Annotated in this window: 20 protein-coding genes; 10 read left to right on the top strand and 10 right to left on the bottom strand. The window is 54.4% G+C overall.

Annotated features, from left to right (window positions below; genetic code table 11):
- Positions 1-31 precede the first annotated feature (31 nt).
- Positions 32-931, bottom strand: a complete 900-nt coding sequence (locus tag B4N58_RS01945; protein WP_291745318.1) for an alpha/beta hydrolase — start codon at positions 929-931, stop codon at positions 32-34.
- Between the two features lie 180 nt (positions 932-1,111).
- Between B4N58_RS01945 and B4N58_RS01950 the strand changes: the two genes are divergently transcribed.
- Positions 1,112-2,617 (top strand): flavin-containing monooxygenase, encoded by a 1,506-nt coding sequence (locus B4N58_RS01950; RefSeq protein ID WP_291745320.1) that lies wholly within the window; start codon positions 1,112-1,114, stop codon positions 2,615-2,617.
- A gap of 15 nt (positions 2,618-2,632) precedes the next feature.
- Here the strand turns inward: B4N58_RS01950 and B4N58_RS01955 are convergent, their stop codons facing one another.
- Positions 2,633-2,872: a DUF1653 domain-containing protein gene (locus B4N58_RS01955; RefSeq protein WP_156799631.1), complete on the bottom strand. Its 240-nt coding sequence runs from the start codon at positions 2,870-2,872 to the stop codon at positions 2,633-2,635.
- 109 nt (positions 2,873-2,981) lie between these two features.
- Here B4N58_RS01955 and B4N58_RS01960 point away from each other — a divergent pair, with 109 nt between their 5' ends.
- Together B4N58_RS01960 and B4N58_RS01965 are read left to right on the top strand one after the other, a co-directional pair.
- Entirely contained in the window at positions 2,982-3,275 is a 294-nt protein-coding gene (locus B4N58_RS01960) for a hypothetical protein (RefSeq protein WP_156799626.1), read from the top strand.
- Positions 3,276-3,293: 18 nt separating this feature from the next.
- Entirely contained in the window at positions 3,294-3,863 is a 570-nt protein-coding gene (locus B4N58_RS01965) for a YggT family protein (protein ID WP_008250514.1), read from the top strand.
- A gap of 75 nt (positions 3,864-3,938) precedes the next feature.
- Here the strand turns inward: B4N58_RS01965 and B4N58_RS01970 are convergent, their stop codons facing one another.
- From B4N58_RS01970 to B4N58_RS02005, 8 genes are all read right to left on the bottom strand, one after another.
- Entirely contained in the window at positions 3,939-4,418 is a 480-nt protein-coding gene (locus B4N58_RS01970) for a glycine zipper 2TM domain-containing protein (protein WP_008250515.1), read from the bottom strand.
- Positions 4,419-4,438: 20 nt separating this feature from the next.
- Positions 4,439-5,395, bottom strand: coding sequence for a carbohydrate kinase family protein (locus B4N58_RS01975; protein WP_008250516.1), 957 nt, complete (start codon positions 5,393-5,395; stop codon positions 4,439-4,441).
- A gap of 37 nt (positions 5,396-5,432) precedes the next feature.
- Complete coding sequence (locus tag B4N58_RS01980; RefSeq protein ID WP_291745326.1) at positions 5,433-6,233, bottom strand: DUF3426 domain-containing protein; 801 nt, start codon at positions 6,231-6,233, stop codon at positions 5,433-5,435.
- A 36-nt stretch (positions 6,234-6,269) separates the two neighbouring features.
- The gene (gene prmA / locus B4N58_RS01985; protein WP_291745328.1) at positions 6,270-7,184 is read right to left on the bottom strand and encodes a 50S ribosomal protein L11 methyltransferase; all 915 of its coding nucleotides are present in this window, start codon (positions 7,182-7,184) and stop codon (positions 6,270-6,272) included.
- Positions 7,185-8,534, bottom strand: a complete 1,350-nt coding sequence (gene accC, locus B4N58_RS01990; RefSeq protein ID WP_008250526.1) for an acetyl-CoA carboxylase biotin carboxylase subunit — start codon at positions 8,532-8,534, stop codon at positions 7,185-7,187.
- Positions 8,535-8,550: 16 nt separating this feature from the next.
- Positions 8,551-9,012 carry an acetyl-CoA carboxylase biotin carboxyl carrier protein gene (accB, locus tag B4N58_RS01995; RefSeq protein ID WP_008250527.1) on the bottom strand — a complete coding sequence of 154 codons (462 nt, stop codon included), beginning with the start codon at positions 9,010-9,012 and terminating at the stop codon, positions 8,551-8,553.
- 179 nt (positions 9,013-9,191) lie between these two features.
- A complete protein-coding gene (locus B4N58_RS02000) occupies positions 9,192-9,689 on the bottom strand; it encodes a TlpA disulfide reductase family protein (protein WP_008250529.1) in 498 nt (165 codons plus the stop codon).
- On the bottom strand, positions 9,686-10,288 hold the full coding sequence (locus B4N58_RS02005; protein ID WP_008250530.1) for a hypothetical protein: 603 nt from the start codon (positions 10,286-10,288) through the stop codon (positions 9,686-9,688). Before B4N58_RS02005 ends, B4N58_RS02000 begins: the two co-directional genes overlap by 4 nt.
- 62 nt (positions 10,289-10,350) lie before the next feature.
- Between B4N58_RS02005 and mpl the strand changes: the two genes are divergently transcribed.
- Genes mpl through mtgA form a run of 7 tightly spaced genes read left to right on the top strand, consistent with a single transcriptional unit; the run spans position 10,351 to position 17,458 of the window.
- Entirely contained in the window at positions 10,351-11,742 is a 1,392-nt protein-coding gene (mpl, locus tag B4N58_RS02010; protein ID WP_291745332.1) for a UDP-N-acetylmuramate:L-alanyl-gamma-D-glutamyl-meso-diaminopimelate ligase, read from the top strand.
- Positions 11,739-12,383: a YqiA/YcfP family alpha/beta fold hydrolase gene (locus B4N58_RS02015; RefSeq protein WP_008250534.1), complete on the top strand. Its 645-nt coding sequence runs from the start codon at positions 11,739-11,741 to the stop codon at positions 12,381-12,383. Before mpl ends, B4N58_RS02015 begins: the two co-directional genes overlap by 4 nt.
- The gene (locus B4N58_RS02020; RefSeq protein WP_291745335.1) at positions 12,380-12,943 is read left to right on the top strand and encodes a chorismate--pyruvate lyase family protein; all 564 of its coding nucleotides are present in this window, start codon (positions 12,380-12,382) and stop codon (positions 12,941-12,943) included. The genes B4N58_RS02015 and B4N58_RS02020 overlap by 4 nt, the downstream gene beginning before the upstream one ends.
- Positions 12,944-12,951: 8 nt before the next feature.
- Positions 12,952-14,967, top strand: a complete 2,016-nt coding sequence (locus tag B4N58_RS02025) for a ribonuclease catalytic domain-containing protein (RefSeq protein WP_291745337.1) — start codon at positions 12,952-12,954, stop codon at positions 14,965-14,967.
- The gene (locus B4N58_RS02030) at positions 14,964-15,797 is read left to right on the top strand and encodes an energy transducer TonB (protein WP_008250544.1); all 834 of its coding nucleotides are present in this window, start codon (positions 14,964-14,966) and stop codon (positions 15,795-15,797) included. Before B4N58_RS02025 ends, B4N58_RS02030 begins: the two co-directional genes overlap by 4 nt.
- 18 nt (positions 15,798-15,815) lie before the next feature.
- Positions 15,816-16,712 carry a shikimate dehydrogenase gene (aroE, locus tag B4N58_RS02035; protein ID WP_291745340.1) on the top strand — a complete coding sequence of 299 codons (897 nt, stop codon included), beginning with the start codon at positions 15,816-15,818 and terminating at the stop codon, positions 16,710-16,712.
- Positions 16,709-17,458 carry a monofunctional biosynthetic peptidoglycan transglycosylase gene (mtgA, locus tag B4N58_RS02040; RefSeq protein ID WP_291745342.1) on the top strand — a complete coding sequence of 250 codons (750 nt, stop codon included), beginning with the start codon at positions 16,709-16,711 and terminating at the stop codon, positions 17,456-17,458. Before aroE ends, mtgA begins: the two co-directional genes overlap by 4 nt.
- Positions 17,459-17,480: the final 22 nt, after the last annotated feature.

Consider the following 17,480-nt stretch of genomic DNA (forward strand, 5'->3'; position numbering starts at 1 on the left):
TCCAACACCTTGTACTGCCAACAACGTTGTTTTAGATGCCCTTCACCAACGGTGAAAAAAAGCGAATGATCTTCACCAGGTCTTCTTTGGCCTCGGGCAACGCAAGGTTCATGGTTGGCCAAATGTGCGGCATGCCGGGGCGAGTCAGCAAGGTGATTTGTCCACCGACTTTCTCCACTGCGTCGCGCAACTGCACAGAATCGTCGAGCAGGCATTCGTCTTCACTGGCAGTCACCATGAGTGGTGGAAGGCCTTTCAATTTCCCAAGCAGGGGCGATGCGCGTTCATCTGCGGGGTCATGGCCGCACATGTACAAGTTGGCGGCATGTTCAATCATGTGGGAAGACAACATGCTGTCGGTCTTGTCATTGCCTTCAATGGAGGGTGACAGGCGGCGCATGTCGGTGGCTGGCGAAATCAGCAAGCCGCCGTGTGAGGGCAGTTTCTTTTTAAGTGCATGTTGCAACACGGCCAGGCTCAAGTTGCCGCCGGCAGAATCGCCCGCCACGAAAATGGGTTCGCCTGTGGGGGTATCTGCCACCAGGGCTTCAAAGGCTGCAATGCAGTCGTCCAGTGGGGCTGGGAACGGGTTTTCTGGTGCCAGGCGGTAGTCCACCATGAACACGCGGAAACCCAAGGCATTGGCCAAGGCGCCACAGAAGGGGCGGTACATGGGGGGGTGGCCCGCCACAAAGCCGCCGCCGTGGATGTACAACAAAGCGCCTTTGGGATTGACCGGAATAAGCCACTCACCGGGTACGCCGCCCAAAGCGCCCTTGATGTGTTTCAAGCCTTTTGGCACAGGAGCCAGCAAATTGGATGCAGCGGTCACCATGCGAAACCGGCGCACGAACCCGGCCCCGTTGCCCCGGTAGCTTTTCAGGGCAATGCTTGCAATTTTGTTCATCACTTTGGCTTGAATGGACGGCATGGTGTTCCTCTTTGAAAGTGGGGTGGGGTATTTATAGCACTGCCAGTGCTGCCCAGTTTACCTTGAGTTTTCAATGCACTTGATAAATTCGGACAAATCTGGAATGGAAATGCAAACGCTGTTTTCAGGCCTGAAAAAATCGGCACAATAAAAAAAAGAGCACAACCACACGGAGACACCATGGCGATATTCGACGAAGACATTTTGATCATTGGCGCAGGTTTGTCAGGCATCAGTGCCGCATGCCATTTGAAAAAAGAATGCCCCAACCGAAAGTTCACCATTCTTGAGCGCCGCACCACCATTGGTGGCACTTGGGATTTGTTCCGTTACCCCGGCATCCGCTCAGATTCCGACATGTTCAGTTTCGGCTTCAAGTTCAAGCCTTGGAAAAATGCGCATTTTTTCTCGCAAGGCAATGACATTCGCAGCTATGTGCACGAAGCAGCCACCGAGAACAAGGTGTTCGACCACATTCGTTTTAAGCGCAAGGTGAGCGACGCGAACTGGGACAGCGAGGCCCAGCGCTGGGTGATCAATGCTGTGAATGAAGCCACTGGCGAGCCAGAGCAATACCGCGCGAAATTCATGATGGCCTGTGCGGGCTACTACAACTACGACCAAGGCTATCGCCCTGATTTCCCGAATGAGAAAAGCTTCAAGGGCTTGGTGGTTCATCCTCAGCACTGGCCAGAAAACCTCGACTACACCGGCAAAAAAGTGGTGGTGATTGGCAGTGGGGCAACAGCTGTAACATTAATTCCCAGCATGGCCGACAAGGTGGAGCACATCACCATGTTGCAGCGTTCGCCGTCCTATATTTTTTCCTTGCCCTCCGTGGATGCGCTGACCCGCGTGCTGCAAAAAACCCTGCCGTCCAAACTGGCTTATAAGCTGAACCGCACGCGCACCATTGGTTTGGCGCACTTCATGTTCAAGGCCAGCAAAAGCAAGCCCGAGGTGGTGCGCCGCTTCCTGATCGCGATGATGCGCAGGCAGTTGAAAGGCTCCAGCGTGGATATCAAACACTTCACACCCAACTACATGCCCTGGGATCAGCGTTTGTGTTTGGTACCCGATGGCGATTTTTTCAAAGCCCTGCGCAGTGGCAAGGCCAGCGTGGCCACAGACACCATCAAGCAGTTTGTGCCCAATGGCATCGAGTTGAATTCAGGTGAAGTGCTGGAAGCCGACATCATCGTGACCGCCACAGGTTTGAATGTACAAATGGTGGGTGGCATGAAGATTTCTCTGGATGACGAGCCTGTCAACCTGAGCGAGAAAATGTTCTACAAAAGCGCCATGTTGCAAGACCTGCCCAATGCGGCCGTTGTGCTTGGCTATACCCATGCCTCGTGGACTTTGAAATCCGATTTGGTCAGTGGTTTTGTATGCCGCTTGCTGAATTACATGGACAAGAAGGGCCATGCCGTGGCGGTGGCAAAAACAGCCGAGGTAAAACCTGTGGAAGGATTCACGGTGTTGGGTGGCTTGAATTCAGGCTACTTGAAACGCGTGGCCGACCAGCTGCCACGCCAGGGTGAAACCCACCCGTGGCACAACCGGCAAGATTATTACCACGACACCAAAACCTTGCTGGAAGACCCCGTGGATGAGCCCGGTTTGGTGTTTGAACCTGCAAAGGCTGGGGGCAGGGCCAAGCCGAAGCTGAAGGCAGTGGCTTAAACTCAGTGGCTTAAGTTAGCTGTCGCTGTCGACCAGGGTGAAGCGCTGGGTCATGCGCTCACCCACTTGCACCATTTCAAAAAATACATTCAAAGGCCTGGTCCACGCGGTGTGGGTATCGCCACTCAAAGGGCGGTAAACCACCACAGGGCTCAAATCGCTTTCCTGAATGGCTTGGCAAATAATTTCATACAGCCCACCTTTGTAGTGTCGATAACGTTCGCCCGTTTTTACGCTGTGAGGTTGTTCTGGCACATGGCTCAAGGGGTGTCTCCTTTGTTGTTGTGAGTCATATTTCTTGAATATTCAAGGTCATATCGTTAAACTGTACGGCTGTCCTTGAAGAATTGAAAGGAGTTCCTGAATGCCTGCAATCAAGCGAGCAACCGAGGAAACCAGCAAACCAGCAACCAAGCCTTTGACCAAGTCGGTCGCGAAGCCTGCTGCTGCCAAAGCAGAGCTGCCCGAAAGCAAAGCACGCCCGGTGGCTACAACCCGAAAACCTTCCAAAACGGCGCTTTCTCCCTCCGAGGTCACGCCTTTGGCACTGCTTACGCCCAGCAAGCCTGCGCGCCGCCGCCGGTCGGGCGCCGCAAAGCCCAGAAAGTTGAAGGGTGCCACAACCACTTGGCCATTTCCAACAGGCTCACGGCCTTAACCTGCTGAACGCTTCACTATGCTTCTAATCGATATTTTGCGCTTACTGCTGGAAACAGCCGCCAGCCTGCTCACCTTTTGCCTGTTGCTCCGCGCATTGATGCAGTGGGTACGTATACACCCCAGTAACCCCCTGTCACCGTTCATTTTTTCCATGACCGACTGGCTCGTGAAGCCCTTGCGCAAGGGTGTGCCCGGCTATGGTGGCATTGATTGGGCTTCCATTTTTGGCGCCTTTGTGGTGTCTTTTGTGCTGCACATTGTTTTGGTGTTGCTCACAGTTGGGCTTTCCAGCGGTGGTCCGGGCGTGGGTTCGCTGATTACGCTGACCATACCCATTGCCATTTTTTGGGTGTTGCGCAATGTGGCTTATCTGCTGATGGGTATTGTGCTGATTCAGGTGATCTTGAGCTGGGTGAATCCGTTCTCGCCGATTGCGTCGATTCTGAATGAGTTGTCACGCCCTTTCCTGGAGCCATTGCGCAGGGTGCTGCCCACCATTGGCAATGTAGATTTATCGCCTTTGGTGTTCTTCCTGATTTTGCAGATCGTGATGATGGTGCTGCAAAGCCTGATGCCCGGGTTTTAATTTGGCCAACTGGCATGGCATAAAAAAAGAGCACCTTCAAAGGTGCTCTTTTTCATTTTGGCGGGTTATTTAAATTCAGCGTGTAACGCGCGATGTACCGCCACCACTGACAATTCTTACACGGTCACCAGGCCGGAAATCTTCACCTGCTGCATCCTGAACATAAGCACGCAAGGTGCCGTTGTCCATGCGAACGGTAATTTCCAGGCCCTGACGGGTCGATGCATTGCGTTCTACGGCCTGACCTGCAATACCGCCAGCCACCGCACCCACAATTGCACCCACAGCACGACCGCTGCCGCCACCCACGTTGCTGCCTGCGATACCGCCGATGATGCCGCCAGCGGCAGTACCTACGCCGTTGGTGTCGCCCTGAATAGTCACGGTGCGTACGCTTTCAACTGTGCCTTGCTCGATAATTTGTGCGCGGCGGGTTTCACCTTCGCGATATACCTGACCCGAACTGCTTTGGGTGGCACAGCCTGCAAGCGCAGAAAGCGCAATCAGGGCCACTGCACCGGTGCTTCTTAAACTGAACTGAATTGACTTGGCCATGATTTGATTTTCCTTTCAAGTTACCAGGGTTGTTGACCAAAAGCGGCAGTAAACCTGGACGCAATTTCTTCCCGGCTGTACTGGTAGGTTTGAGGGCCTTTGACTGCGATTTTCAGAGAACCCATCAAACTGGCCAGTTTGGCCGCATTCACAATGCCCATGCCTTCTGTGAGGCCGTAGAGCAAGCCGCCGCGGTATGCATCGCCACAGCCAGTGGGGTCGGCGATGCGTTCTGCTTTAACGCATGGTATGTCGTGCCGTTGACCCTGTGTAAATACCCAGCTGCCTTCGGCACCGCGGGTCACCACGAGTGCTTCCAGCTTCTCTGCGATCTGCTCCAGGGTTAGCCCGGTGCGCTCACACAGCATCTTGGCTTCATAGTCATTGACAGCCGCGTAGGTCGCAAGTTCCAAAAACCGGTCAAGTTCGGGTTTGCCGAACATGGGCAGCCCCTGGCCTGGGTCGAATACAAATGGAATGCCTGCGGTGGCAAATTGCTCAGCGTGCTGCATCATGCCGTCCCTGCCATCGGGGGCAATGATGCCCAAGGCGATGTCGCCGGCATCGCTCACCTTGTTCAGGTGCGAGTGACTCATGGCGCCTGGGTGGAAGGCGGTAATCTGGTTGTCGTCAAGGTCGGTGGTAATGAAGGCCTGCGCCGTGAACTCTTCGCCAATTTGCTTCAGGCAGTTGGTTTCAATGCCCAAGGTTTGCAGGCGCTGAAAGTAACCTCCGGCATCATGCCCAATGGTGGCCATGGGTACGGGTTTGCCGCCCAGCATATTCAGGCTGTAGGCAATGTTGCCCGCGCAGCCGCCCCAGTCTTTGCGAAGACTGGGAACCAGAAACGCAACGTTCAGAATGTGTACCTGATCCGGCAAAATTTGGTCTTTGAAACGGCCTTCAAACACCATGATGGTGTCGAATGCGATAGAACCGCAGATTAAAACGCGTTTGGTGTTGGTTGGGGAATTCATGGTGAAGCAGTCCAGTATCTAAAAATTGGCTTGGCGGTTATTGTTCGCCTGGGCCTTGGTCAAATAATTCAAGCCTGAAGCCAGTCGCGGCGCTTTCCGGCAGTTGTGTGTTCAAAGTGCTCAAGTTCAAGTATGCCAGTACTTCCACGGTTTTTTCGCCAGCAATCAACGGCGCTTGGCTGGCCGCATTTTCATCGCGAAGTTGGTAATCGCTTGGGCTTAAGGATTTGCTGGCCAATACCAAACCTTGCGGGTCGAGCAATTCCACTTTCAGGTGGGGCCACAGGGCGGGCAAAGGAAGCTGGTTGTGTAAGGTGAGGTCAACCCGCAGATTGTGTTCATCCAGAGCTTGCAGGCCGCTGCCTTCAACTCGCAGAGCCTGGGTGGCCGGGCTTGCAAACAGTCGCTGAATAGTTGGCCCTGCCGTATTAATGTGTTTGGCCATGTCGGGGGTTTGTTGCAGCAGGTCAATACGTTGCCACCACAATGCTTGCAGCCCAAGCGCCAGCAGCAGTGCAACAAAAGCCACCTTCAACACCGGGTTGCCTTGGCTGAAATTCAACAGTGGTTTAGAGGGCGCCGTGTCGGCGAACAACGCTTCCGAACCTGTGCCATCGCCGCCGGTCAAGTTGTGGTCGCTGGTGTAGCCAGTGTCACTATGCTTGGGGCTTAGGTCCAGTTTTTGCCAGGCTTCAGTGTCGGCTGAAGTAAGGTGCTCAATGCCGGAAAATATGGTTTGGCAATGCCCACAGCGTACCTTGCCCTCGTGCATTTGCAGTTGGCCAGAGGTCACTTTGAACAGGATGTTGCAGTTGGGGCAGCGTGTGGCAAGGCTCATGGCGCTAGTTTAACCTTGCCGGTGGGTGCAAGGCGGTCAGTCCGCCGCTTTCTGGCCATGCAGGCATACCCAGCCGTCGCGCTCGGCCCACACCGCAAGGTTGATCCATTGGCGGTAATGTGAAATCACTTCTTCGGCCTGGCGGGCCAACACGCCAGAAAGTACCAGTTGCCCGCCTGCTTCTACATGGTTGCACAGCGATGGGGCTAAAACTTTCAGCGGGTTCGATAAAATATTGGCGACCACCACCGGAAATTGGCGCTTGGCCAATGGAAAGTCGGGCAAACCACAGGGCATTCCGACGCCATTGTTGCCGGCATTGTAGGCGGTGCTGTCGACAGCTTGGGGATCAATATCCACGCCAATGGCTTCAGATGCGCCCAATTTAAGCGCTGCAATGCCCAAAATACCCGAGCCACAACCGTAATCCAGCACACTTTGTCCCTTCAGTGGAAACTCGCTTAGCCAACGAAGGCAAAGGGCAGTGGTAGGGTGTGAGCCGGTGCCAAAGGCCAAGCCGGGATCGAGCACCAGGTTGATTCGATCGTCGATGTTTTGGGGTTCGTGCCAGGAGGGCACAATCCACAAACGGGCTGAAATGGGAATGGGGTCGAACTGGGACTGGGTTAGACGAACCCAGTCTTTCTGAGGCACTTCGGTGTAATCAATTTCAGCTTCACCCAGCAATTCGGCCGGGATTTCACCGAAAATTTGCTCACCTTCAGCTTTGTTGCGAAACAAGGCCACCACATGGTTCAAATTCCACGCCGCTGATTCTGGCTCCATGCCGGGTTCGCCGAACAAGGGTTGCTCGTCTTCGCTGTCGGCATTGGCGTCTTCCAGGCTGACCGCCAAAGCCCCCAACTCCATAAGCAGGTCGGAAACTTCGTCGGCTTGCTCAAAGGGCAGGGTGAGTTTGGCTTGTATCAGCGGTGTGGCCTGTGGGTTCATTTACTTGAAACGTGCTTCCAGTTTGTGCTCAAGGTAGTGAATGCTGGTGCCGCCTTCAACAAAGCGGGCGTCTTCCATCAATTCACGGTGCAAGGCTGTGTTGGTTTTAATACCATCGACTACCAATTCTGCCAGGGCTTGGCGCATGCGGGCCATGGCCTGCTTGCGGTCTTCGCCGTAAGTAATCACTTTGGCGATCATGGAATCGTAGTGCGGCGGCACGTTGTAGCCACTGTAGACATGGGAATCCACGCGCACGCCGGGGCCACCAGGCGCATGCCAGTTCTTGATTGGGCCAGGTGAAGGCACAAACTTGAACGGGTCTTCCGCATTGATTCGACATTCCATGGCATGGCCACGGAATTCAATGTCGCGTTGGCGGAAACGCAGTTTTTGCCCCGCTGCAATGCGAATTTGTTCCTGAACAATGTCGACACCAGTAATCATTTCGGTGACCGGGTGTTCAACTTGCACGCGGGTGTTCATTTCAATGAAGTAAAACTCACCGTTCTCGTACAGAAATTCGAAGGTGCCGGCACCACGGTAGCCAATTTTTCGGCAGGCTTCTGCGCAGCGTTCGCCAATCCGTTCAATCAGGCGGCGTGGAATATTCGGTGCTGGTGCTTCTTCAATCACTTTCTGGTGGCGGCGTTGCATGGAGCAATCGCGTTCGCCCAGCCACACGGCATTCTTGTGTTCGTCGGCCAGAATCTGGATTTCAATGTGGCGGGGGTTTTCAAGGAATTTTTCCATGTAAACCGCCGGGTTATTAAATGCAGAACCGGCTTCAGTTTTGGTCATGGTGACTGCGTTCAACAGCGCGGCCTCGGTGTGCACCACACGCATGCCGCGGCCACCGCCGCCGCCAGCGGCTTTGATAATGACCGGGTAACCCACTTGGCGTGCAATTTTCACGATTTCGCGTGGATCGTCGGGCAATTCACCTTCAGAACCCGGCACGCAAGGCACGCCCGCAGCAATCATGGCCCGCTTGGCCGATACCTTGTCGCCCATCAGCAGAATGGATTCAGCACGGGGGCCTATGAACACAAAACCACTTTTCTCGACACGGTCGGCGAAGCTGGCATTCTCGGACAGAAAGCCGTAGCCCGGGTGGATGGCCTCAGAATCGGTCACTTCTGCGGCGCTAATAATGGCTGGAATGTTCAGGTAGCTTTCTTTGGAACTGGGGGGGCCAATACACACCGACTCATCGGCCAGCTTGACATACTTGGCGTCCACGTCGGCGGTGGAGTAAACCGCCACGGTTTTAATGCCCATTTCCTTGCACGCACGCAGAATGCGCAGGGCTATTTCGCCGCGGTTGGCGATCAATATTTTTCCAAACATGGTGGCTGCTCCTGTTCTATTCAATGACGAATAGAGCTTGACCAAACTCCACGGGTTGACCGTTTTCGACCAGGATGGCCTTGACCACACCAGACTTGTCGCACTCAATTTCGTTGAGCAACTTCATGGCTTCAATAATGCAGATGGTTTGGCCTTCTTTCACCGTGCTGCCAATTTCCACGAAATTGGATGCGCCGGGGCTGGGCGCGCGATAAAACGTGCCAACCATGGGTGAAGTGACTTTGTGGCCGGCATCGGCTGGTGCTGCGGGTGCTTCAGCAGCAACAGCAGGGGCCGCAGCCGCGGCTGGCGCCGCCATGGCTGGCGCTTGCTGCATCATTTGCTGTGGCATGGCCATGGTGTATTGAGGCTGGCTTTTGACGATGCGTACCTTGCCTTCGCCTTCAGTCACTTCCAGTTCGGAAATGTCGGATTCGGCGACCAGGTCGATCAATGTTTTTAGCTTTCTGAGGTCCATTTACTTGCTCCATCTAGGGAGGTTGGTTTTGTATGGCAGTACGCAACCAAGCGCGAGGTGAATTGAGCCTAACTTCGCTTAGTGTGCACTGAAAATCAATTATTTTCCACCTTGGAGGGCTTTGATGAACCTTGCTTCGCGGTTCGCCCAAGTCAGGCGTTGCGTGAGCATACCCGATTTTAACGTTGCAGTGCGTTAGTGATAGTACTCATCTGTATTCTGCCGGCTTCTGTGAGTATTTCATTACCATTTTCGTCCAAAATGACGGTAAATGGTAATCCACCCTGTTGGTTACCCAGTGCTTTTCCAAGCTCTGTACCAGTCATGCCTGCAAGCACGATAGGGTAATTTACAGGTGTTTTTTGCAGAAATTGCTGCACGTTGCTGGGAGAATCAATTGCAATTCCGATCAACTCCACATTTTGGGCTTGAAGCTGTGGATACAGCTCGTCCAGTTCAGGCATTTCTTCCACGCAGGGTGGGCACCATGTGGCCCAAAAGTTAAGAACCACAACCTTGCCTTTCAGTGCACCCAAGTCGAGCGATGCGCCTTGCGGCGTATCAAAGGTGTAGCCACTCAAAGGATAATCAGGGCCATTTTTGGGTTTCAGGCCAAAATACAGACCAATCGCCAAGGCGAGGACTGCGGTCAGAATCGGGATAAGTTTGTTGCTCATGGTGCGTCTATCAAACGGGTCAAGCCCGCAATGTCGGTTTGAAAAAGGGTTCCGTCAGGGGCTTGCCGGTTCAGCAGGCCCCTGCGTTGTACCGGGCTGGCCACACCCAGCTGGAACCAGCGCTGCTTCCAGCGAAAGGCCACAGCCGGAAATGATTTTCCAGCCAACAAGGCATCTTCACAGGCGTCGAAATGGATGTTCTGGTTTAACAGCCAGTAGTCCACTTCTTTTTCATCGTCTGCGAACGCAATGATGTGAACATCGGAATGAGCACTGCCCGTGCCATTGACCGCTGCGCCATACACAATGGGTTCGAACTGCTGTATACCTTGCATGAATTGGAGTGCAACTTCACGCAATTCGTTCAATTCACCGGGTTGGCTGTCGGCTTGAAACAGGGCTTGGTAGGCGCGCAGTTCATCTTGAATGTCTTGATCAGAAGGAAGTCGCTCCCGGGGCACACGCTGTTTTCCAAGCAATGCTTTCACGGCCTGGTTGCGTGCGGTGGCGTAGTCCAAGCCTTCCTCTGCAATCAGTCGGGCTGCGGTCATCGCAATTTCTATGCGAAGTTCGTCTTGCGGGGCGAAGAATTCTTCCATATCGGCAGTGTATCCAAATTCACAGGCACTACAATATGGGCTTGTTCTGAAAGGAAGAAAGAATGCACATCCACATTCTCGGGATTTGTGGCACCTTCATGGGCGGTGTTGCCCAGTTGGCCAAGTCCCTGGGCCACACCGTGACCGGTTGCGACGCCAATGTTTACCCACCCATGAGCACCCAGCTAACCCAGGCGGGGATCGAGTTGACCGAAGGTTTTGGTGTGGAGCAACTGGCAATCAAGCCCGATCTGTGGGTGGTGGGCAATGTGGTCTCGCGCGGTAACCCCCTGATGGAAGCAATTTTGAATCAGGGGCTGGCCTACACCAGTGGCCCCCAGTGGGTGGGCGAACACATTTTGCGTGGCCGCAAGGTGTTGGCTGTGGCGGGTACGCATGGCAAAACCAGTACCAGTTCGATGTTGGCTTGGGTGTTGCAACAGGCAGGTTTAAACCCCGGCTTTTTGATTGGTGGTGTACCTGGCGGTTTTGGCGTATCAGCCACATTGGGGCAGGGCGACTGTTTTGTGATTGAAGCCGACGAATACGACACGGCCTTTTTCGACAAGCGTTCGAAGTTCGTGCATTACCGCCCCGTGGTGGCTGTATTGAACAACCTGGAGTTCGACCACGCCGACATTTTTCCCGACCTTGCGGCCATTGAAACCCAGTTTCACCACCTGGTGCGCACCGTGCCGTCGGAAGGGCGGGTGGTATGCCCAGCCAAAACGGAATCTTTGGAACGGGTACTTAAACGGGGTTGCTGGACTCCTGTGGCGCGTTTTTCCGCCAATGGTGATGAGGCACCCTGGCAAGCCCATGTATTGGGCGCATCCCGATTTGAAGTGTTGATGCATGGTGAGGTAAAAGGCCAGGTGGAATGGGACTGGTCAGGCCTGCACAATGTGAACAATGCCTTGGCGGTGATTGCTGCTGCGCATGCTGTTGGTGTGAAGGTAACGGATGCATGCAAGGCTTTGAGCGAATTCCCGGGTGTAAAGCGCCGCATGGAATTGCGCGGCGAGGCGGCCGGTGTGAGGGTGTACGACGATTTTGCGCATCATCCAACCGCCATTGCCACTACGCTGGAAGGCGCAAAAGCCCGCATGGCGGAAATTGCCTTGGCCAATGGCAAACCCGCAGGCCGCTTGATTGCACTGTTCGAGCCGCGCTCCAACACCATGAAAATGGGTACCCTTGCGCAAGCACTGCCTGCCTCCTTTGATGAGGCTCAGGCCGTGGTGTGCTACACCGCAGGTATTCAATGGAATGTGCGCGATACCTTGGGCAGCGTCGGTGAAAGATTGTTCACCAGCGACAATTTGAATGAAGTGATTGATCATGTGGTTTCCCAGGCACAGCCGGGTGACTGGGTGGTGGCCATGAGCAATGGTTCGTTTGGCGGCATTCACCAAAAACTGATTGATGCTTTGGCTTCACGGGTGAAGGCTTGACTCCCTTTACCCTTCACAGCCCGGGAGGTTTTGCGCGTACCCCGGGTGTAGCCGATCTGGTGGTGTACCTGCACGGGTTTCGTTCGTCGTCCAAATCGGTGAAAGCCCAGAAGATGATTGATGCCTTTGACCAGGCCGGTTTAAGCAGCCATTTGTGGGTGCCCGATTTGCCTGCCTCGCCGGCGCAGGCATTGGCCATGATCGAGCAGCACCTGGATGCCCGTTTACACAGCCAACCCGAATTGTCGATGACCTTCATTGGAAGTTCCTTGGGAGGATATTACGCCACTGTGTTGGGAGAGTTGCATGCTCAGGCTTCGGTGGTGTTGTTGAATCCGGCCATCAAGCCTTATGACGACCTGCAAGATCAAATCGGAAAAAAGAAGGTTTATTTTTCTGATGAAGAAATCGAATTTGTACCCGCCTACCTGGGCGATTTAAAAGCCATGGAGCAAACCAGCCTGACAAACCCGCAACGTTACTTTTTGGTGGCTGCGCGTGACGATGAGGTGCTGAACTGTGACACCATGCTGGCGCGTTACCGCGGTGCACACCAACTTCACCTCCTCGGTTCTGATCACGCTTTGAGCGATTTTGATGATATTTTGCCCTTCGTGAAGCTGGCTGTGGGTTTGCCATGAGTGGTGTTGTCGCGTGGGCCAGGCGTTGCCCGCCAAGCTGGCCTGCCTGGGCCCGAAACTGGGCATGTACCCCCGGTTCGCTCACCCAGCGTTTGGTGCGCCTGAACCATGGGTTTAAAGTAGAGCCTGTTGTGCAAGCCAAGGTGTTGATTAAACGCGGGCCTGGAGCAAGGGGGCAAAGTGTAACGGGGCAAATGATGCGGCAGCGGCTGGTGCGCTTGCACGTGAACAACGCGCCTGTGGTGCTGGCCCAAACTCTGGTTGAAATGGATGGCCCAGTAAATGATTGGCATTTTTGGCGGGGTTTGGGCACCCGCTCATTGGGCACGGTGTTGTTTTCCGACCCAAAAGTAAAACGGGGCAAACTTTATTTCGCACGCTTGCCTTTGCAGCAGCCTTGGGTGCAACGCTTGTTGCCCCCGGCGATGAAAGCCGAGATGAACCGGCTGGGCAGTGGCCGCGTTTGGTATGCGCGTTGCGCGCGCTTTTCGCGCAAACCCGACAGAACGCCGTTGTGGGTCATGGAAGTCTTCCTGCCCCAACTCGAGAACTACATTTAGGACAGTTGATGAATTTGTATTACGAAGAGGCCGGAGCCTTCAAAGTGGGCCGAGTGCTTCAAGAGCAAGGCAACGCCTATCAGGTTGAAACCTTGCATGGCAAACGCACCAAGGTGAAATCCAACAGTGTGATGCTGAAATTTGATGCGCTGGAATGTGCAGAATTCCACACGCAGGTTGAGGCTTTGGCCAAGGAAGTGGACACCGAGTTTTTGTGGGAATGTTCTCCTGAGGGCGAGTTTGATTTCACGGCCATGGCCCAAGAGTACTTCGGTGAAAAACCCACAGTGGTGCAACAGGCTGCCACCCTGGCAGCTTTGCATGCTGCCCCCATTCACTTTCACCGCAAAGGCAAGGGCATGTACCGTGCAGCCCCGCCAGAAATTTTGCAGGCTGCTTTGGCCGGTTTGGAGAAAAAACGCCTGGCGGCTGAACAGCAACAAGCCTGGGCCGATGCCTTGGTTCGCCGTGAACTGCCCGACGGTTTTGCAAAACAGGCAGCCACATTGCTGGTTCGGCCCGACAAAAACAGCGCCGAATACAAAGCCTTGATGCTGGCTTGCACGGAAGCGGGCCGGTCGCCCGATGTGTTGTTGATTGAATGTGGCGCTTTTAAATCTGTGCATGAAATGATGCGTGCACGTTTTGCTGCCGTGTATTTCCCGAAAGGCCCGGAAATTGATTTGCCTGCGCCCGAGGTGCCCGCCGAGTTGGCGGAGTTGCCCGTGGCGAATGTGCGCGCGTTTTCGGTTGATGATATTTCAACCACGGAAATTGACGATGCATTCAGCGTGGTGTGGCTGGATGAAAAACGCGCCCGAATTGGTGTGCACATTGCAGCGCCTGCGCTCTTGATTGAGCGCGGGAGTCCATATGATCGCGTGGCCCGCGAGCGCTTGTCTACCGTGTATGCGCCCGGCGATAAAATCACCATGTTGCCCGACCAGGTGGTTGAGCTGGCCACATTGGCCGAAGGGCGAACAGTGCCATCGGTCAGCATTTATGTGGAAGTGAGTACTGAAACAGGTGAGCTGATCAGCGAGCCTTACAGCGCGATTGAGCAAGTGCCCATGGCAGCGAACTTGCGCCACAATCACCTGGATGCGGCTTTGTCGAAAGAGGTGCTGGAAGACCCCGATCTGAATGAACTGGATACGGTGGGTGAATTTTTCCCTGCCCTGAAAATGTTGTGGAAAAGTTCGTGTGTGTTGCGAATGGAGCGGGAAATTGTTCGTGGGCAGCCCGAGAAGCACACACGGATTGATTTTAATTTCTACGTGAGTGATGACGGCACCGTTGAAATTCAGCCCCGCCGCCGCGATGCGCCACTGGATTTGTTGGTGGCTGAATGGATGATCTATGTGAACCGCGAGTGGGGCGGTATGCTCGACGAGTGCAAAGTCACTGGAATTTACAGGGTACAACCGCCTATGGGACGTGTGCGAATGTCGACCCATGCCGCGCCGCATGTGGGTTTGGGCGTGCCGCAATACGCCTGGAGTACTTCGCCTTTGCGCCGTTATGTTGACCTGGTGAACCAGCAGCAATTGATTTCGCTGCTTCGCCAGGAACCACCGGTGTACACCGCAACCGATGCGGAATTGCTGTCAGCCGTGAACAGTTTTGATGTGACTTACAAAGCCTATGCCGAATTCCAGCAAAGTATGGAACGCTACTGGTGCTTGCGCTGGATTCAGCAAAAGGGCCGCAAACAGTTTGACGGCGTGGTGGTGAAGGACGAACTGGTGCGCCTGGACGACATTCCCCTGTTTGTTCGCTTGGTGGGCGTTACTTCGCCAGGCCGTGGGGTGCAGGTAGAGGTTGAGTTGGATCAGGTGGATGAACTGACCCTTACAGTTTCTTGCAAGTTGATTGCCTTGAAAAAAGGCACAGCAACGCGCTTGCTGGATGACGACGAGGAAGAGGAGGTTGAACTTCCCGAGGCGCCGGTGGCGGTGCTTGAAGCGGGTGAGTCGGAGGGGCTCAATCCTCCAGACGATTCCGCAGGAGGTTCTGCAGCTTGACTTCGCTGCGCGCACCACTGGGCGGGATCGACTTGAAAAAGGCACTGGTGTTGTCGGTGCTTCTTCACGCCTTGTTGTTGCTGGTGCATTTCTCAAAACCGAAAGTAGACACCGCTTTTAGTCGTCCGCTGGAAGTGATTCTGGTGAATGCGCAATCGCAAAAAACGCCCACCGATGCCAAAGTACTTGCACAAGTTGCACTGGATGGTGGCGGGCAAGCAGACAAGGGCCGGGCGACCACTTTGCCCGGACAAGCGGATGACAAGGTCAACCAGCGCGAACTGATCGCCAGCCAGGAACGGCTGAAGGAGCTGGAGGCCTTGCAGCGCAATTTGGCGGGTGCGGAGTTGCGCACCACACCGCAAAACGAAGTGCTGGACACGCGCCCCGGCAATGATCCGAAAAGCCAGCGTGCGCTTGAAATCAAGCGGTTGCAGGCTCAAATTGCCGACAACATCAAAAGCTACAACGAACGTCCACGCAAGCATTTTTTCTCGCCACGTACCTCGCCCTATGCTTTTGCAATTTACGAGGAGGCGTGGCGCGCCAAGGTAGAACAGGTGGGCAATGCGAATTACCCCGATGAACTGAAAGGCCGTATTTACGGCAAGTTAAGGCTGACTGCCTATGTGCGTGCTGATGGCACGCTGGAAGATGTGGAAGTCGACCGTTCTTCGGGATCGGCCGTGTTGGATCGCGCTGCATTAAGAATTTTGAGAATGTCTACGCCGTTCCCACCTTTTCCCTCAGAGATGCGGCAGAAGGCCGATATTTTGGCGATTACACGCACCTGGGTGTTCAGCCGTGACACCATCAGTACCGAGTATTAAGTTCAGGGAGATTCGTTGTTGAATGCATTGATTCGTCAAGCAGATCGGTATGTGGTGATCGGGAATCCGATTGCACACAGCATGTCGCCGTTCATTCATTCCGACTTTGCGGCGCAGCTTGGCTTGCCTTTGCAATATGAACGAGTGCTTGCCCCACTGAATGGTTTTGCACAAACTGTAGCAGCGCTGCAGGCTGCGGGTGTGAAGGGCGCCAATGTGACCGTGCCATTCAAGCTGGATGCCTTTGCATTGGCTGGCAAGCCTCCCAATTCGCTGACACCCGCCGCAGAATTCGCGCAGGCGGCCAACACCTTGAAATTCAACGTCGATGGCACTGTGCTGGCCGACAACACCGATGGTGGGGGCTTGTGCCGCGACTTGAACCGCCAGTTAAATACGCTGGGTTTGCGACTGGAGCAATGCCAGATATTGATGATCGGTGCAGGTGGCGCAGCCAGCGGTTGTGTGGCGGCTTTTCAGCAGGCGGGTGTTCAGCACCTTACTGTACTTAACCGAACTGTGGACAAAGCGCGCCAGCTGGCGCAGCGTGCGGAAGCGATTGATCTTCCCGCAGCCGGTGGCGGGCTGGATACACCGCCTTCTCATTTTGATGTGCCCGGCGCACCGGTGGTGATTGTGAATGCGTCGTCAAGCAGTCTAAAAGGGGATGTACCTGCACTTCACCCTGATTGGTACGCGCGCGCTGTATTGGTCTACGACATGATGTATGCCGCCGAACCCACAGCATTTATTCGGTCTGTCAGTAAGCTGGAGTTACCGTGCAGCGACGGCCTGGGCATGTTGGTTTTTCAAGCCCAGCTCGCCTTTGAAGTATGGACCGGGCAGTCGCCCAATGCCCTTGAAACTTTAACCAAAGTTCGGCAAGCCTTGCTTGCCAAAGCAAAACAACAATGACCATGGCTCGCAGAAAATCTTCTCCTGGTGGCAGCAAGCGCAAATTCAGCCTGAATCCATTGGTGTGGTTGTGGCGAATTTTCTTTTGGGGATTCTGCGCCATCGTGTTGTTACAGCTTTGGTATTTGGCGCAAATTGCGGTGTGGACTCATGTGAACCCCAGCAGCACCAGTTTCATGCAAACCCGTTTGGCTGAAATTCGCAAGACCGAACCGGGTTTTCAGTTGAAACATGAATGGGTGCCTTACGACAAAATTTCCTTGAACTTAAAGCGTGCCGTAATCGCAGCTGAAGACAGCGGTTTCATGACTCACAAGGGCGTGGAAATGGAAGCCATTCAATTGGCCATTAAACGCAATGAAAGACGAGGAAGGGTGACACACGGTGGCTCTACCATCACCCAGCAGTTGGCCAAAAACCTGTTCTTGACCAGCAAGCGGAGCTACATTCGCAAAGGTCAGGAGTTGGTCATCGCTTTGATGATTGAAGCGCTTTGGGACAAACGCCGTATTCTGGAGGTGTACCTGAATGTGGTGGAATGGGGCAACGGCGTATACGGTGCGCAGGCCGGCGCAAAACACCACTACGGCGTCAGTGCTGCACAACTGAGCAGCTATCAGGCTGCGCGCATGGCAGGCATGTTGCCTGCGCCACGCTATTTTGACAAACGCAGAAATTCGCCTTTCCTGGCCCGGAAAACCGGCACCCTGCAAAAGCGGATGTATCAGGTTACCGTGCCCAAATAAAAGCGGGTCACTGACGGTTTAC

Origin of the sequence: Limnobacter sp. UBA3528, from assembly GCF_002377005.1 — a bacterium.
In the GTDB taxonomy this organism is placed as follows: domain Bacteria; phylum Pseudomonadota; class Gammaproteobacteria; order Burkholderiales; family Burkholderiaceae_B; genus Limnobacter.

Coding starts and splice junctions, on each gene's coding strand:
- B4N58_RS01975 (WP_008250516.1), bottom strand. CDS start 5,395: ATGAATTCCCCAACCAACACCAAACGCGTTTTAATCTGCGGTTCTATC.
- B4N58_RS01945 (WP_291745318.1), bottom strand. CDS start 931: ATGCCGTCCATTCAAGCCAAAGTGATGAACAAAATTGCAAGCATTGCC.
- prmA (WP_291745328.1), bottom strand. CDS start 7,184: ATGAACCCACAGGCCACACCGCTGATACAAGCCAAACTCACCCTGCCC.
- B4N58_RS02020 (WP_291745335.1), top strand. CDS start 12,380: ATGAGTGGTGTTGTCGCGTGGGCCAGGCGTTGCCCGCCAAGCTGGCCT.
- mtgA (WP_291745342.1), top strand. CDS start 16,709: ATGACCATGGCTCGCAGAAAATCTTCTCCTGGTGGCAGCAAGCGCAAA.
- B4N58_RS02000 (WP_008250529.1), bottom strand. CDS start 9,689: ATGAGCAACAAACTTATCCCGATTCTGACCGCAGTCCTCGCCTTGGCG.
- accB (WP_008250527.1), bottom strand. CDS start 9,012: ATGGACCTCAGAAAGCTAAAAACATTGATCGACCTGGTCGCCGAATCC.
- B4N58_RS01965 (WP_008250514.1), top strand. CDS start 3,294: ATGCTTCTAATCGATATTTTGCGCTTACTGCTGGAAACAGCCGCCAGC.
- B4N58_RS02025 (WP_291745337.1), top strand. CDS start 12,952: ATGAATTTGTATTACGAAGAGGCCGGAGCCTTCAAAGTGGGCCGAGTG.
- accC (WP_008250526.1), bottom strand. CDS start 8,534: ATGTTTGGAAAAATATTGATCGCCAACCGCGGCGAAATAGCCCTGCGC.
- mpl (WP_291745332.1), top strand. CDS start 10,351: ATGCACATCCACATTCTCGGGATTTGTGGCACCTTCATGGGCGGTGTT.
- B4N58_RS01980 (WP_291745326.1), bottom strand. CDS start 6,233: ATGAGCCTTGCCACACGCTGCCCCAACTGCAACATCCTGTTCAAAGTG.
- B4N58_RS01960 (WP_156799626.1), top strand. CDS start 2,982: ATGCCTGCAATCAAGCGAGCAACCGAGGAAACCAGCAAACCAGCAACC.
- B4N58_RS02005 (WP_008250530.1), bottom strand. CDS start 10,288: ATGGAAGAATTCTTCGCCCCGCAAGACGAACTTCGCATAGAAATTGCG.
- B4N58_RS01970 (WP_008250515.1), bottom strand. CDS start 4,418: ATGGCCAAGTCAATTCAGTTCAGTTTAAGAAGCACCGGTGCAGTGGCC.
- B4N58_RS01950 (WP_291745320.1), top strand. CDS start 1,112: ATGGCGATATTCGACGAAGACATTTTGATCATTGGCGCAGGTTTGTCA.